Raw genomic sequence first — 14,350 nt, 5'->3', positions numbered from 1 at the left:
CGCGGACCGGAGCACGGCTCCCCGGCGCCCAGGAACGCGGGGCGACTCCCTGCACAGCCGCCCCGTCACAGCCCCGCCGGGGCCCGGTCCTCCTCCGCATCCGGGCCCCGGCGAGGTGAGGGACGGTGCGGCGAGGGCGCACCAGAACGGCGGGGGCCCGGCACGTGAGGGACGGGTAACCGGGCCCCTGCTCAACCCCTTTCAGGCTCCCGTGCCCGCTCCGGCGAGCAGCGCGTCGGGGGAGGCGGTCAGCGGCCGCCCGGTCAGGGCCCGCAGCACCGGGTAGGCGCGGGAGTCGCCGGCCAGCACCCCGCCGAGCAGGGTGCGGCCGTCGGAGGCCAGGACCAGCTTGGCGTAGGTGCCCGAGCGCCGGTCCTCTCGTACGTACTCGACCGCTCCCGGAGTCCGGGCGTGGGAGTCGCCGAAACCGGCCACGTCGACGCCGAGCAGCTTCAGCTTGGCGGAGGTGTCCGCTCCGGTGAACGCGTCCCCCGCCGCGCCGAGCAGCTGCCGGGCCACGGTCTCGGCCATGCGGTAGCCGGGCGCCGCAAGCCCGTAGCAGCGGCCCTCCACGGCGGCGCACTCGCCGATCGCCCAGACGCGCTCGTCCTCCGTGCGGCACCACTCGTCCACCAGGAAGCCGCCGCGTTCGGCCCGGGCGAGCCCGGCACGGTCGGCCAGTTCGTCCCGGGGCCGCACTCCCGCGGAGAAGACGACGAGCGGCGTGTCGAGCACCGTGCCGTCGCCCAGCTCCACCCGGTCCACGCGGCCGTCGGCGCCCGCGGAGATCTCGCGCAGCGTGGTGCCGCAGTGCACCCGCACCCCCAGCCGCCCGATCGCCCCGGCCAGCACCCGCGCGCCGCCGGCGTCGATCTGCTGGGCCATCAGCCACGGGGCCGCCTCCACCACGTGCGGCCGCATGCCCAGCCGCCGCAGGCCGCCGGCGGCCTCCAGCCCCAGCAGGCCGCCGCCGACCACCACCGCGTCGCGGCCCGGCCGGGCGGCCTCCCGGATCGCGTCGACGTCCTCCACCGTCCGGTACACGAAGCAGCCGGGCAGCTCCCGGCCGGGCACCGGGGGGACGAACGGCCGCGAACCGGTGGCCAGCACCAGCGCGTCGTAGCCGAACGTGGTGCCGTCGGCGCAGGTCACCGTCTGCCCCGCCCGGTCGACACCGGTCACCCGCGCGCGCAGCCGCAGCCGCAGCCGCGGGTCGCCGAGGACGGGGTCCGCCAGGGCGAGATCACCGGGGCTCGCGCCGGCCAGCAGGGTCGACAGCGCCACCCGGTCGTAGGCGGGCCGCGGTTCCTCGGCGAGGACGACGACGCGCCAGGCGCCGTCCCGGTCGCCCTCGAGCATCTCCTCCACCAGCCGGTGGCCGGCCATGCCGTGGCCGGCCACCACCAGCGTGCGTGCGTTCACGGGGTGCCTCCCTGTGCGGTGGTGTCGTGCGGTGCGGACCCCAGTGCCGCGCACAGGTCGCGCACGGCGTCGGCGCAGCCGCCGCACCCGGTGGTCGCCCGTGTCGCTCCGGCCAGCGCCGCGGGGTCGTGCGCCCCGTCCGCCCAGGCCTGCCGCAGGGCCCCGCGCGTGACGTTGTTGCAGTGGCAGACCACGGCGTCGTCGGGCAGCGCGCCGCCGTCGGCGTAGGTGCCGTCGGAGCCGGTCAGCCAGGCGAACCGGTCCTCGGGCAGCGGCGCGCCCGCCTCGTGCAGGGCGCCGGCGGCGGCGACGGGCGCGGCCGCGCCGATGACGGCACCGCGGTGGACGCGTCCCCCGCGCAGTTCCAGCCTCGCGTACCGGCCGGCCGCCCGGTCCACCAGCGACACCGTCTCCTCGACGGCGCCGTCGGCGTCCCGGTCCGCTCCGCCCGGCGTCAGCACGACGGCGTCCAGCCCGGCGGTGCGCGGGCGCAGGACCTGCCGCCGGGGCCGGAAGGGGCGGTCCGAGCCGGTGAGGATCCCGGCGAGGGCGTCCGCCTGCTCCCAGGCGGCGGTCACGGTTCCGGCGGCCGTGCCGGCGTGCTCGGCGCAGTCGCCGATGGCGTGGATCCGGGGGTCGCCGGTGCGCAGCCGGTCGTCGACGACCACCCCGTGCCGCACCGCCAGGCCGCTGCGGCGGGCCAGCGCGGTGTCCGGCACGGTGCCCGCGCACAGCAGCAGGGTGCCGGCCTCCAGGATCCGGCCGTCGTCGAGGACCAGCTTGCCCGGCGTGTACTCGACGGCCCGGCGGCCGAGGTGGACGGCGACGTCCCGTCCGGCCAGCACGTCACCGAGCACGGCGCCGCCGGCCGCGTCGAGGTGGCGCTCCATCAGGTGCGGTTCCGGGTGGACCAGCGCCACCTCGTGGCCCGCCCGGCGCAGCGACAACGCCGTCTCCACGCCGAGGACACCGCCGCCGAGGACCACCACGGGACCGGTGCGCACGGGACCGCAGTCGGCCGCGGTGCGCACGGTGCGCACGCCCTCGGCGGGCCGGCCGCGCGCGGTGAGCAGGCCCGGCACGTGCGGCACCCGGGGCAGCGCCCCGGTGGCCAGCACCAGGACGTCGTAGTCCAGTTCGCGGCCGTCGCCGGTGCGCACGGTGCGCCGCGCCCGGTCGACGTCCGTCACCCGGACGCCCGTCAGCAGCGTCACGGCCGGGGGCAGGGGCGGCAGCCGCAGCCGGTCGGTGGACAGCGTGCCGTCCAGGACCGAGCCGAGCAGGGCGCGGTTGTACGGGGGCGTCTCCTCGGCGCCGATCACGGTCACCGTGCCCCGGTGACCGTGGTGCTCCAGGCGCACGGCCAGCCGGTGCGCGGCCGGGCCGCCGCCGACGACGACGACATCGCTGGTCACGGGCTCTCACCTGCCGGTGTGACGCGCACCGCGCTGACCTTGAACTCGGGCATGCGGCTGCGCGGGTCCAGGGCGTCGCCCGTCACCAGGTTGGCGCGGGCGGCACCGGGATAGTGGAACGGCACGAACACCGTGTCGGCGCGCACGTCGCGCGTCGTGCGCACGCGGGCCCGCACGGTGCCGCGCGCCGAGGACACCTCGGCGCGCTGCCCGTCGGCCAGGCCGAAGCGCCGGGCGGTGTCGGGGTGCATCTCCACCACCGCCTCCGGCGCCGCCGCCATCAGGTCGGGCACCCGGCGGGTCTGCGCGCCCGACTGGTACTGGGCCAGCACCCGGCCGGTCGTGCCGTACAGCGGGAACGCCTCGTCGGGCAGCTCGGCGGGCGGCCGGTGGTCCACCGCGGCGAACCGGGCGCGCCCGTCGGGGTGGGCGAACCGGTCCAGGAAGGGCCGGGGCGTGCCCGGGTGGTCCTCACCGGCCGGGCAGGGCCAGTGCAGTGCCTCGCCCGCCTCCAGCCGCTCGTAACTGATGCCCGAGTAGTCCGCGGTGCCGCCGGCGGTGGCCCGCCGCAGTTCGTCGAAGACCTCCCGGGGACGGGCGGGGAACCGGCGGGCGCTCTGGCCGAGCCGCACCGCGAGCCCCCGCAGCACCTCCAGGTCGGTGCGGACCCCGGGCGGTGGGCTCAGATGGGCGCGGCGGCGCAGCACCCGCCCCTCCAGGTTGGTCATGGTGCCCTCCTCCTCGGCCCACTGGGCCACCGGCAGCACCACGTCGGCCAGGGCCGCCGTCTCCGAGGGCACGAAGTCGGCCACCACCAGCAGGTCCAGGGCGGACAGCCGGGAGGCGACGTGGGCGGCGCGCGGTGCCGACACGACCGGGTTGGAGCCGAACACCAGCAGCGCCCGCGGTCCCGCCTCGGTGCCCAGGGCGTCCAGCAGTTCGTAGGCGCTGCGGCCCGGACCGGGCAGCTCCCGCTCCGCGACGCCCCACACCCCGGCCACGTGGGACCGGGCCGCGGGATCGGTGATCGACCGGTAGCCGGGCAGCTGGTCCGTCTTCTGGCCCATCTCCCGCCCGCCCTGTCCGTTGCCCTGCCCGGTCAGCGTGCCGAAGCCGCTGCCCGGGCGGCCCGGCAGTCCCAGGGCCAGGGCGAGGTTGATGAAGGCGGCGACCGTGTCGGAGCCCTTGCTGTGCTGCTCGGCGCCCCGGCCGGTCAGGACGTAGGCCCGCCGCGCGCCGGCCAGCATCCGCACCGCGGCGCGCTGGTCGGCCACCGGCACCCCGGTGACCTGCTCCACCCGCTCCGGCCACCACGCCACGCACTGCTCCCACGCGGCGTCGAATCCGGTGGTCCGGGCGTCGACGTACTCCTTGTCGAGGAGGTCGTCGGTGACCGCCAGGTGCAGCAGGCCCAGGGCGAGCGCCAGATCGGTGCCGGGGGCGGGCTGCAGGTGCAGCGCCGCCTGCCGGGCGGTGCGGGTGCGGCGCGGGTCGATGACGACGAGGTCCGGGCGCCGCAGGTGCCGCAGCAGCGGCGGCATCGTCTCCGCCGGGTTGGCACCGGCCAGCAGGACGACGTCGGCCTCGTCCAGGTCGGTCACCGGGAAGGGCAGCCCGCGGTCGAGGCCGAAGGCCGCGGTGGCCGCGGCGGCGGCCGAGGACATGCAGAAGCGGCCGTTGTAGTCGATCTGCGAGGTGCCCAGGGCCAGCCGGGCGAACTTGCCGAGCGTGTACGCCTTCTCGTTGGTCAGGCCGCCGCCGCCGAACACCGCGACCGCGTCCGCGCCGTGCCGGTCGCGGATCTCCTTCAGCCGCCCGGCCACCAGGTCCAGCGCCTCCTCCCAGGAGGCCGGGCCCAGCTCGCCGTCCGGCCGGCGCACCAGCGGCGTGAGCAGCCGGTCCGGCGCGCGCAGCACCTCGGGCGCCGTCCAGCCCTTCTGGCACAGGCCGCCGCGGTTGACGGGGAAGTCGGGGGAGGGCCGTACGGCCGTCTCCCCGCGGCGGCCGGACAGCACGGTGGCGCACTGCAGCGCGCAGTACGGGCAGTGCGTGCTGCTCTCCGCCGCGCCGGAACCCGCCGTTCGCTCACCGGACATGGGAGGCACGCACCTGGGGGGAGGGGGACAGCGAGCGGTCCTCGCGTTCGGCGCGCAGGTACACCGCCCAGATCAGCGCGGCGCACAGCCCGTAGAAGGCGAGGAAGGCGTAGAAGGCGGGCTCGCCGCTGCCCAGCGACCCGTAGGCGGTGCGGAACGCCAGGTTGATGGCGACGCCGCCGAGCGCGCCCACCGCCCCCGCGATGCCGATCACCGCGCCCGACAGCCGGCGGGAGCGGGCGAAGGCCGCGGCCGCGTCGTGACCGGAGGTGACCGCGTGCTCGGCCTGGCGGGCGAAGACCGCCGGGATCATCTTGTAGGTGGAGCCGTTGCCGACGCCGCTCACCACGAACAGCGCGGTGAACCCCGCGACGAACAGCTCCAGGGACCGGGCGTGGGTGGCCAGCAGCAGCACGCCGATCCCGGCCGCCATGGCGGCGAACGCCCACAGCGTGACCCGCGCGCCGCCCCACCGGTCGGCGAGCCTGCCGCCCAGGGGTCGGGACACCGAGCCGAGCAGCGGGCCGAGGAAGGTGAGCGAGGCGGCCTGCAGCGGGGTGGAACCGAACTGGCTCTGCAGCACCAGGCCGAAGGCGAAGCCGAAGCCGATGAAGGAGCCGAAGGTGCCGATGTACAGCAGCGAGATCCACCAGGTGTGCGGGTCGGCGGCGGCCTCCCGCTGCGTGCCGGGCTCGGCACGCACCACGGACACGTTGTCCATGCGCAGCGCGGCCAGCAGCGCCACCAGCGCCACCAGCGGCAGGTAGAAGCCGGCGACGTACGCCGGGTGGGTGTCGCCGGCCACGGAGATCACCAGCAGGCCCAGCAACTGGACCGCGGCGACGCCCAGGTTGCCGCCGCCCGCGTTCACGCCGAGGGCCCAGCCCTGGTGCCGTTGGGGGTAGAAGGCGGTGATGTTCGTCATGGACGAGGCGAAGTTGCCGCCGCCGGCCCCGGCCGTCGCGCCGATGAGCAGGAACACCCACAGCGGGGTGCCCGGCCGCTGCACGAAGTACGTCGTCAGTGCCGTGGGCACCAGCAGGACCAGGGAGGAGAACACGGTCCAGTTGCGGCCCCCGAAACGGGTCACCGCGTAGCTGTAGGGCAGCCGCAGCAGCGCCCCCGCCAGGGTGGGCACCACCACCAGCAGGAACTTCTCGTCCGGGGTGAAGCCCAGCCCGATCTTCGGTGACATGAACAGCACCAGGACCGACCACATGCTCCACACGGAGAAGCCGATGTGCTCGCAGAGCACCGACATCACCAGGTTGCGCCGGGCGACACGGCTCGCGCCGTTCGCCCACGCCTGCTCGTCCTCGGGGTCCCAGTTCTCGATCCAGCGCCCTCGGGCGGCGCGTTGGCGGGTCATGTTCTCCTCGGCTTTCTCGCGGGTCTTCAAGGACCGCAGCCCGGGGGATTCGGCGTGGGGGCGACGGTGCGGCCGGCCGGGGCCGGGTCGGTGCGCGGGTGTTCCGGTCCGGCCCGCGGGTCCCCGGCGCGTTCCGCCGCGGTCCCGCGGGCCGCACGCCGACCGGGTCCCGCGCGGCCGTGGATCGGCCCGGGAGCGGCGCCTGTCGCACGCTCCCGGGCCGTACGGGGGCCTTACGCGCCGGGGGTCGCGGCCAGCAGGCGGGCCAGCTCCAGGCGCTTGATCTTGGTGGTGGCGGTCTGCGGGAGGTCCTCCAGCCGCCACTGCACCGGGTCGGCCAGCACCGGCAGGTCGACCACCGCCGTCTTCCAGGCGAGTTCGTCCAGCGGCGCGTCGTCACGGGTGCACACCACCGGCACCGCGCGGCCGTCCGGCCCCGGGACGATGATGACCTCGATCAGTTCGGGCAGCCGGGTGAACAGCTTGTCCTCGATCTCCAGCGTGGACTGCACGCCCGGGATCTCGTCGACCTCGCGGTCCAGCAGGTGCAGGCAGCCCCACCTGGTGCGGTAGCCCAGGTCGCCCATGCGCCACCACCCGTCGTTCACCTGCTTCTCCCAGCGCTGGTGCTCGCCGAGGTAGGTGACGATCCGGCCGTCGCTGCGGACCTCGATGAAGCCGGGGTTGTCCTTCGACACCGGCTGTCCGTCGCGGCTGACCACCCGTACCCCGGTCATGCCCGGGAAGGGCACGCCGACGCAGCGTCCGTTGAAGTCGGCGCCGTCCTTGAGCGAGTAGGTGCGGGCGGCGATCGGCCCGACCTCGCTCTGCCCGTAGGCCTGCGCGAAGCGGCGGCCCTTGCGGCGGGAGGCCCGCAGCAGGGTGTTGACGGTGCGCGGGTGGATGGCGTCGAAGGTGCTGGAGTAGTACTTCACGTTCGCCAGCGGCTCGCGCGGATCGTCGGCCAGCACCTCCCAGCGCAGGAACGTGTTGGGGTGGGCCTCGATGAAGCCGGGCGGGATCTGGCTGAACAGGTCGCCCACCGTCTCCGGGTCGTCGTCCCTGAGGATGATCAGCGGGTGGCCCTGCAGGATGGAGATGGGCATCGCCGTGAACATCCGGGAGTGCACGAACGACACGTGGACCGCGACGGGTTCGCGGCGCCGCACCGTACCGGCCACCACGGTGGCCTGCGGACGGTAGCGGGCCTGGAAGCTCATGCCCGTGTGCACCGCCAGCTTCGGCGTGCCGGTCGTACCGGAGGTGTGGGTGATGAGCGTGGGGTGGTCGATGGGCATGGACACCGCCGGGACGCGCTCGGCTCCGGCCAGCGCGGCGAAGGAGGTGGCGCCCTCGTGCTCGCCGGAGGCCAGCAGCACCGTGCGCGACAGGTCGAAGACCTCGGCCGGCAGGTGGTGCTCGAGCTTGTCCTGGTCGGTGACGAGGAAGGGCCGGCCCACCCGGCGCAGCAGCTCGGCGACCGTCGCCCCGTCCAGTTTCGGGGACAACAGCACCGGGATGGCGCCGGTGCGCGCGATGGCGCAGGCCAGCAGGGAGATGTCGAAGCCGTCGCTCTTGTGGACCACGACGTGGTCGCCGGGACGCACCCGGACGGCCCACAGCCGGGAGGCGAAGTCGTCCACCAGGTCGGCCAGTTCGGTCAGCGACACGCGCCGGCCGAGTTCGGGGGCGATGTCCAGGTCGTGGTCGAGGATCACGAAGTTCGCCGGATGCCGGGCCGCCGCTCGGTCGAAGAGCGTGCCGAGCCGAATTCCCTTGCTGCCTATTCGCTGGAGAAACATGTAACCGATCTCTCGTCCATGGCTGCGGATTCCTGAGGGGGGTGCCGAATGCGGAACTGACGGCCTGCCGTGCGGGTCGAATACGGTGGCCGGTGTCAGTTCTTCTCGATGACGTCCTTGATGCGGGCGAGCGTCGCGTCGAGGTCCTGGACGAGCTTCGCGGTCCAGTCGTCGACGAACCGGACGCGGTCGGCCTCGTCGAGGTCGGCGACGATCTTGTGGATCCCGGCGGTGGCCCTGCCCATCCGGAAGTGGTGGACGAGCCAGGAGGTGCCGTCGCCGGCGTCCTCGATGTCGAAGCCCCAGATGGACTCCTGGTCCTCCCTGGCGTGCGTGAGCATCATCCAGCGGAACGTGCGGCCGGGCTCGGCGGCGACGACGCGGGCCTCGGTGTACCAGGTGCCGCGCACCAGCGGCGCCCAGCCGACCACGTCCTCGCTGCGCAGGTTCTCCCCGCGGAAGACGGACCCGACCGCGGACGGCTCGCCCTCGATCCACTCGCCGCCCATGCACTCCGGGCTCCACTCCTTGCTGCGGGCCAGGTCGCTGACCACCGCGTAGACCTCTGCCGGGGTCGCGGAGACGCGAATTCGCGCGTCGAGTTCGAAGAGCGGGGAATTGTTGATGACGGTTTCCGTGGTAGCTGTCATGTCGGCAAGCCTGCCGTCGCGCGCGGAATTCCAGCAATTAAGCCGCCCGGGGTCCGTCAAGTTCCATTCCGGCCGCGCGGGCGGTTCTGCGGCGGTACGAATTCCGGAACGGCACGGGAGCGGAGGACGCGAATTCGCCGGCGGATGTCCGCGGGCACCGCTGTCACGGCGGTGCGGCGGTGCGGCGGTGCGGCGGGCGAGCGTCGTCCGGGCGCCGTGAGGTGAGGGGCGCCGGCGAGGGGAGGAGGCCGGACGTGGGTCGCCGTACCGGCGCGGGCCGCGAGGTCGCCTCGCGGCCCGCGTGCGGGGGTGCCGCGTCGTTCAGCCGCGGACGTCCAGGACCAGCTTGCCGCGCACCTTCCCCTCGTCCAGGCGGCGGTGGGCCTCGGCGGCCTCGCTCAGCGGCAGCACCTCCGTGGCCCGGGGCCGCAGCCGGCCGGAGGCCAGCAGCCCGTTGATGCCGCGGGCGGCGTCGGCAAGCTGGGCGGTGTCGGCGTGGGAGATGGCGAACCCGTGCACCGAGCGGTCCATCAGGTACAACGGCCCCACCGGCAGGACGGGCCGGGTGCGCAGTCCGGCCATCAGCACGATCCGGCCCCGGCCGGCCAGCAGGTCCACGGCCGTGTCGAGGTCGTTGCGGCCGGAGGCGTCGACGTGCACGTCCACTCCGCCGGGCGCGGCCGCGCGGATCCGCGCGGCGACGTCGGAGGAGCGGTAGTCGATGACGTGGTCGGCGCCCAGGGACCTTACGTAGGCCTCGTCACGGCCGGAGGCGACGGCGATCACCCGGGCACCCGCCCGGGCCGCCATCACCACCATGGCGCTGCCCACGTTGCCGCCGGCGCCGAGCACGGCGACCGTCTCGCCGGCCCGCAGCCGTCCGTGGGTGAACAGCGCCAGGTGCGCGGTGGCGGCCGGGTGGGCCAGGGCCACGGCGTCCGCCGGGGACACGCCCTCGGGCAGGTGGTAGAGCCGGTCCACCGGTACCACCGCCTGCTCGGCGGCCGCGCCCTGCCGGCCGGCGTGGCCCAGGCTGTTGCACCACACCCGGTCGCCGACGCGGAACCCGACGGCGGCGGGCCCGACCGCGGCGACCGTGCCGACCAGGTCGCGGCCGATGACGAAGGGGAACGTGACCGGGGTGCGCCAGGCCCCCGACCGGACGAAGGTGTCCACGTGGTTGACGGCGCTCACCTCGACGTCGACCAGGACGTCCTGGGGACCTGGCACGGGCGGCGGCAGTTCGCCGTGACGGATGACGTCGGGGGAGCCGAGTTGGGTGATGTAAGCGGCACGCATGGTCGCCGAGTCTGGCACCGCCTCCAGCGGCGCACGGCGCCCCGGGCCACGGTCCGTCAGGTTGCTGCCGGTGTGTCAAGTCGACCTTCCCCAGGGGGCGTTCCCTTCCCTACCGTCTGCGGCGTGCCACTGTCCCTGACCGACCTCAGCCCCGCCGACCCCCGGATGTCCACGCACGTCAGGCCACTGATCCGGGCCCTGCGCCCGGCACTGACCGACGACGGCTTCGACCGGTTCGCGGCGGAGGCGCACGGGCAGGGACTGGTGTTCACCGCCGCCTACGTCCCGCACGGCGGGTGCGTCGCGGTGGCCACCCACCGTGTCCTGGCGACCAGCCGCGGCCGGGTGCTCTTCGTCGACGACCTGGTCACCGACCCCGGTCACCGCTCGGCCGGCATCGGCGCCCGGCTGCTCGAGCACCTGGCGGAACGCGCCCGCGCGGCGCGTTGCTGCCGGATCGAACTGGACTCCGGCGTCACCAACCAGGCCGCCCACCGCTTCTACCGCGCCCACCACATGACCGTCTCCGCCCTGCACTTCGCCGTGGACGTCCCCGGGCACCACCCCGCTCCCCCGCCCGGGTCGTGACCCGTCCGGGCCCTGATCTGTCCACCCCGGTCCTCCATCCGAGCCGTGCCCCGGGCGGACCGTGACCCGGGCGGGCCGGGACCTGTCCACCCCGGTCCCCCGTCCGCTCCGGTTCCCCGTCCGAGCTGTGGCCCGTCTGCCCTGGTCCTCCGTCTGCCCCGGTCCCCCGCCCGAGCTGCGACCCGTCTGCCCCGGTCCCCATCCGCCCCGCTCCCCTGTCTGGGCCGTGACCCGCCCGGGCCGTAACCCATCCGCCTCGGCCCCCACGCTGGCCGTGCCCCGTCCGGGCCCGCCGGCTCCGTCCTGTCCGGTCGCGCCCCGGACCGCGTGTTGGCCGTGCCTTGACCGCCCCTTGGCTCCCGGCGCCGACCGTGTGTGCGTACCGCCCCGGACCCCCTGCGGGCGGACGCCCTCGCGGAAGGAGACCCCCGCCGTGCCCGCTGCCGAACCGACCCCCGTCGACCTCTGGTTCGACCCCGTGTGCCCCTGGGCGTGGATGACGTCCCGCTGGCTGCTGGACGTCGCCGAGCACCGCCCCCTCGACATCCGCTGGCACGTCATGAGCCTGGCGGTGCTGAACGAGGGCAAGGGCGACGACCTGCCCGAGCGCTACCGCCGGCTGCTCACCGAGGGATGGGGCCCGGTGCGTGTGGTGGTGGCCGCCGAGCAGAAGTACGGCGCCGACGTCACCGGCCCGCTGTACACCGCGCTGGGCGAGCGCATCCACCGCGGGGGCCTGGGCCCGAGCCGGGAGGCGATCGCGGGCGCGCTGGAGGAGACCGGCCTGCCGGCGGACCTGATCGACCAGGCCGACCAGGACACCTACGACCTCCAGGTGCGCGCGTCCCACCAGGAGGGCATCGACCGGGTCGGCCAGGAGGTCGGCACCCCGGTGATCGAACTGCCCGGACCCGACGGCACCCGGACGGCGTTCTTCGGGCCGGTGGTGACCCCGGCCCCCAAGGGCGACGCGGCCCTCCGGCTCTGGGACGGCCTGTTGCTCGCGGCCTCCACGCCCGGCTTCTACGAGATCAAACGCTCCCGTTCCCAGGGCCCGGTCTTCGACTGATCCCGGACCCGCCCGCGACGGTCCGCGCGGCCCCGACCCCGTGCCGGGCCGCGCGGACCGTGTCCCCGCGGCGGGCCGCGGGCGCCGAGGCTCCCGGGGCCCGCCGCGGTGTCACGGGGCCACCGGCGCCAGCGGCTGCGGCGACCGGCGGACGGGCGCGGGGCCCGGCACCCGCAGGGCGGCCAGGCCCAGGACGGCGAAGAGGGCCGCCCATCCCGCCCACCCCGCCCAGTCCCAGCCGACACTGGTGCTGATCAGCGGCGGCCCGACCACCGTGGCGACGGCGAAACCGAGATTGAGCGCCGCCAGGTGGCTGGTCTTCTGCCCCTCGGGGATGTGCAGCAGGGCCGCTCCCGTCGTGCCCACGGTGATCAGCACCTCGCCCAGCGACAGCAGCACCGCCGCGACGACCAGGACGGCGACGTCCAGCCGCCCCCCGCCCAGGACCGTCATCGGCACGGTCAGCGCCCCCAGCCCGGCGGACACCCCGCCGCAGCACATCAGCGCCCTGGCCCTGCCCAGGTGTTCGGACCCCCGGCTCAGCCGCACCTCCAGGGCCACCACGACGGCCGTGTTCAGCAGCTGCACCAGGGTCACGGTCCACGTCGGCGCCTGCGTCCGCTGCACGATCCACAGCGGCATCCCGATGCCGAGCAGCAGCGCCGACAGGGTGAAGGCCCCGTACAGGGCGGTGACGGCCAGGAACGGCCGGTTGCGCAGCACGCGGGCCCGCCGCGCGCCCGCCGCGGCGGCGGCGGGTCCGGCGGAGGTGGGGAAGCCGCGGCAGATCACGGCGCACGCCAGGAACAGCACGGCCGAGACGACCAGCACCGCGCGGTACGCCCACGGCTCGCCCACGGTCAGCGCCGCACCGGCGGGCAGTGCGCCGGCCGCCAGGCCGACGTTGCGCAGGGCCCGCAGCCGGGCCAGCGCGCCCACCGCGGCGGCGTCCTTCGCCCGGCTGATCAGCCCGGACTCGATCAGCGGTCCGATGCCGCGGCTGAGCAGTCCGGCCACCGCGGCGGCCACGAGCGCCTGCGCGAAGGACGACACGGCCGACAGCGCGAGGAAGGCCGCGCAGCGGATCACGAACAGCGCGCACAACGCGGTGCGCACACCGAGACGTTCCGCGGCCCGGGCGATCGGCATGGCGCCCAGCAGCGACGCCACCCCCGACGTGGCGAGCACCACCCCGATCTGCTGGTTGGGCAGTGCGACGGCCTTGTCGAGGAACAGCACCGACAACGACAGGTACATGCCCAGGCCGACGGCGTCGCACAGGCCGACGGCGTAGAACCGGCGCACCGGCGCGGCGGAGAAAGGGGCGGCGCGGTCAGTCACGGTCGGCTCCGGTCGGCGCGTCGGAGGCGGGCACCAGCCGGATGCCCAGCGCCTCTTCCACCCGGCCCGCCATCGCGCGGGCGGTACCCACGTCGGGGGCGGCGACCAGGAAGCTGGCCAGGTGCAGGGTGCGCTGCCGGCTCACCCGCCGGCCCGGCGCGAAGCGGGGGGAGAGGTAGACCAGTTCGGGGAAGGACCGCCGCACCTCCTCGGCGGGCGTCTGCGCGGCCAGCCGCCACGTCCCGGCCGGGATCGGCAGGAACCTCAGCAGCGCCGTCCGGCGGAAGGAGGGCAGCTCGGTGGGCGGCAGGCCCAGCGCGCTGCGGCCGATCTGGGCGGCGTAGTCGTAGTGGGCGGCCACCTCGAACATGGTCGGCAGCGGCCCGCCGGCGCGGGCGTTGACCTCGACGACGCGCGGGCCGTCGGCGGTCAGCGCGATCTCGGTGTGCACCGCGCCGCAGGTCAGCCCGATCGCCCGGATCGCCCGGTCGGCGACGTCGATCACGGCCGCCGCCGTCTCCTCGTCCAGCCGGGTCGGCAGGACCACGCCCTCCTCCGCGTAGCCGTGCTCCAGGGGCAGCCGGTCGGAGACGGCCAGGTGGTAGGTGGTGCCGGCGGCCAGCAGTGATTCCACGCTGCAGTACGCGGCGTACCCGCTGTCGCCGTCGGCCTCCAGCGCCATCCGCTCCTCCAGCAGGTACGCCTCGTCCGACTGCAGGAAGGCGGTCTTCTCGGCGCGCGCGGCGGTGAAGGCGTGGACCAGCTCCGCGTACGTGGACACGAGGCGCACGCTCTGGCTGCCCGCGCCCAGCGACGGCTTGAACACCCCCGGCAGCCCGACCCGGGCGGCGGCCGCCGCGATGTCCCCTCCGGTGGTGATGATCTCGAATCCGGGCGAGGGGACGCCGTGTTCGGCGAAGACCAGCCGCTGGCGCGCCTTGGACTGGGCGACGGCCACCGCCTCGGGCCGGTTGCCGGGCAGGCCCAGCCGGTCGGCGATCTCCGCCTGCGGACGCAGCAGCAGCTCCGAGTAGGTCACCACACCGTCCACCGGGAGCCGTTCGTGCAGGTCCAGGGCGGCCTCGACCGCCGCGTCGAGGTCTGCGGCGGCCAGGAACTCGCCCCGCAGGCCGCTCCTGCGGTGCTCGGCGCGCACCTCGTCGGGCGGGTTCCAGGCCGTGACGTACACGACGCTGACGGTGTCGGTGACGGTGGACAGCGAGTCGAGGGCCTCGTCCGGGGAGTGGCCGCCGATCCCGGCGAGGAGTACGAGGTGGGGGGAGCCCATGGCGATCAGGC

11 protein-coding genes are annotated in these 14,350 nt (G+C 75.3%); 2 read left to right on the top strand and 9 right to left on the bottom strand.

Annotation, left to right across the window (positions count from 1 at the left end):
- Window positions 1-201: 201 nt before the first annotated feature.
- From ACH5AO_RS29410 to ACH5AO_RS29380, 7 genes are all read right to left on the bottom strand, one after another.
- Window positions 202-1,422 (bottom strand): FAD-dependent oxidoreductase, encoded by a 1,221-nt coding sequence (locus ACH5AO_RS29410; protein ID WP_398929870.1) that lies wholly within the window; start codon window positions 1,420-1,422, stop codon window positions 202-204.
- The gene (locus ACH5AO_RS29405) at window positions 1,419-2,837 is read right to left on the bottom strand and encodes an FAD-dependent oxidoreductase (protein WP_398929869.1); all 1,419 of its coding nucleotides are present in this window, start codon (window positions 2,835-2,837) and stop codon (window positions 1,419-1,421) included. Before ACH5AO_RS29405 ends, ACH5AO_RS29410 begins: the two co-directional genes overlap by 4 nt.
- Window positions 2,834-4,933, bottom strand: a complete 2,100-nt coding sequence (locus ACH5AO_RS29400; protein WP_398929868.1) for a molybdopterin oxidoreductase family protein — start codon at window positions 4,931-4,933, stop codon at window positions 2,834-2,836. Before ACH5AO_RS29400 ends, ACH5AO_RS29405 begins: the two co-directional genes overlap by 4 nt.
- A complete protein-coding gene (locus tag ACH5AO_RS29395) occupies window positions 4,923-6,302 on the bottom strand; it encodes an MFS transporter (protein WP_398929867.1) in 1,380 nt (459 codons plus the stop codon). The genes ACH5AO_RS29400 and ACH5AO_RS29395 overlap by 11 nt, the downstream gene beginning before the upstream one ends.
- Before the next feature lie 233 nt (window positions 6,303-6,535).
- Entirely contained in the window at window positions 6,536-8,104 is a 1,569-nt protein-coding gene (locus ACH5AO_RS29390; protein ID WP_398929865.1) for a class I adenylate-forming enzyme family protein, read from the bottom strand.
- A gap of 95 nt (window positions 8,105-8,199) precedes the next feature.
- Complete coding sequence (locus ACH5AO_RS29385) at window positions 8,200-8,754, bottom strand: SRPBCC family protein (protein WP_398929863.1); 555 nt, start codon at window positions 8,752-8,754, stop codon at window positions 8,200-8,202.
- A 321-nt stretch (window positions 8,755-9,075) separates the two neighbouring features.
- The gene (locus ACH5AO_RS29380; protein WP_398929861.1) at window positions 9,076-10,053 is read right to left on the bottom strand and encodes an NADPH:quinone reductase; all 978 of its coding nucleotides are present in this window, start codon (window positions 10,051-10,053) and stop codon (window positions 9,076-9,078) included.
- 123 nt (window positions 10,054-10,176) lie between these two features.
- Between ACH5AO_RS29380 and ACH5AO_RS29375 the strand changes: the two genes are divergently transcribed.
- On the top strand, window positions 10,177-10,641 hold the full coding sequence (locus ACH5AO_RS29375; protein ID WP_398929859.1) for a GNAT family N-acetyltransferase: 465 nt from the start codon (window positions 10,177-10,179) through the stop codon (window positions 10,639-10,641).
- A gap of 433 nt (window positions 10,642-11,074) precedes the next feature.
- On the top strand, window positions 11,075-11,710 hold the full coding sequence (locus tag ACH5AO_RS29370; RefSeq protein ID WP_398929857.1) for a disulfide bond formation protein DsbA: 636 nt from the start codon (window positions 11,075-11,077) through the stop codon (window positions 11,708-11,710).
- A 111-nt stretch (window positions 11,711-11,821) separates the two neighbouring features.
- Here ACH5AO_RS29370 and ACH5AO_RS29365 read toward each other — a convergent pair whose 3' ends face one another.
- Together ACH5AO_RS29365 and ACH5AO_RS29360 are read right to left on the bottom strand one after the other, a co-directional pair.
- Window positions 11,822-13,051, bottom strand: coding sequence for an MFS transporter (locus ACH5AO_RS29365; protein WP_398929855.1), 1,230 nt, complete (start codon window positions 13,049-13,051; stop codon window positions 11,822-11,824).
- Window positions 13,044-14,339 carry an acetyl-CoA carboxylase biotin carboxylase subunit family protein gene (locus ACH5AO_RS29360; protein WP_398929853.1) on the bottom strand — a complete coding sequence of 432 codons (1,296 nt, stop codon included), beginning with the start codon at window positions 14,337-14,339 and terminating at the stop codon, window positions 13,044-13,046. The genes ACH5AO_RS29365 and ACH5AO_RS29360 overlap by 8 nt, the downstream gene beginning before the upstream one ends.
- Window positions 14,340-14,350 lie beyond the last annotated feature (11 nt).

The sequence above is a fragment of the Streptomyces sp. NPDC018964 genome, from assembly GCF_044390325.1.
Classification (GTDB): domain Bacteria; phylum Actinomycetota; class Actinomycetes; order Streptomycetales; family Streptomycetaceae; genus Streptomyces.
This window is presented reverse-complemented; position numbering and strand designations above follow the sequence as displayed.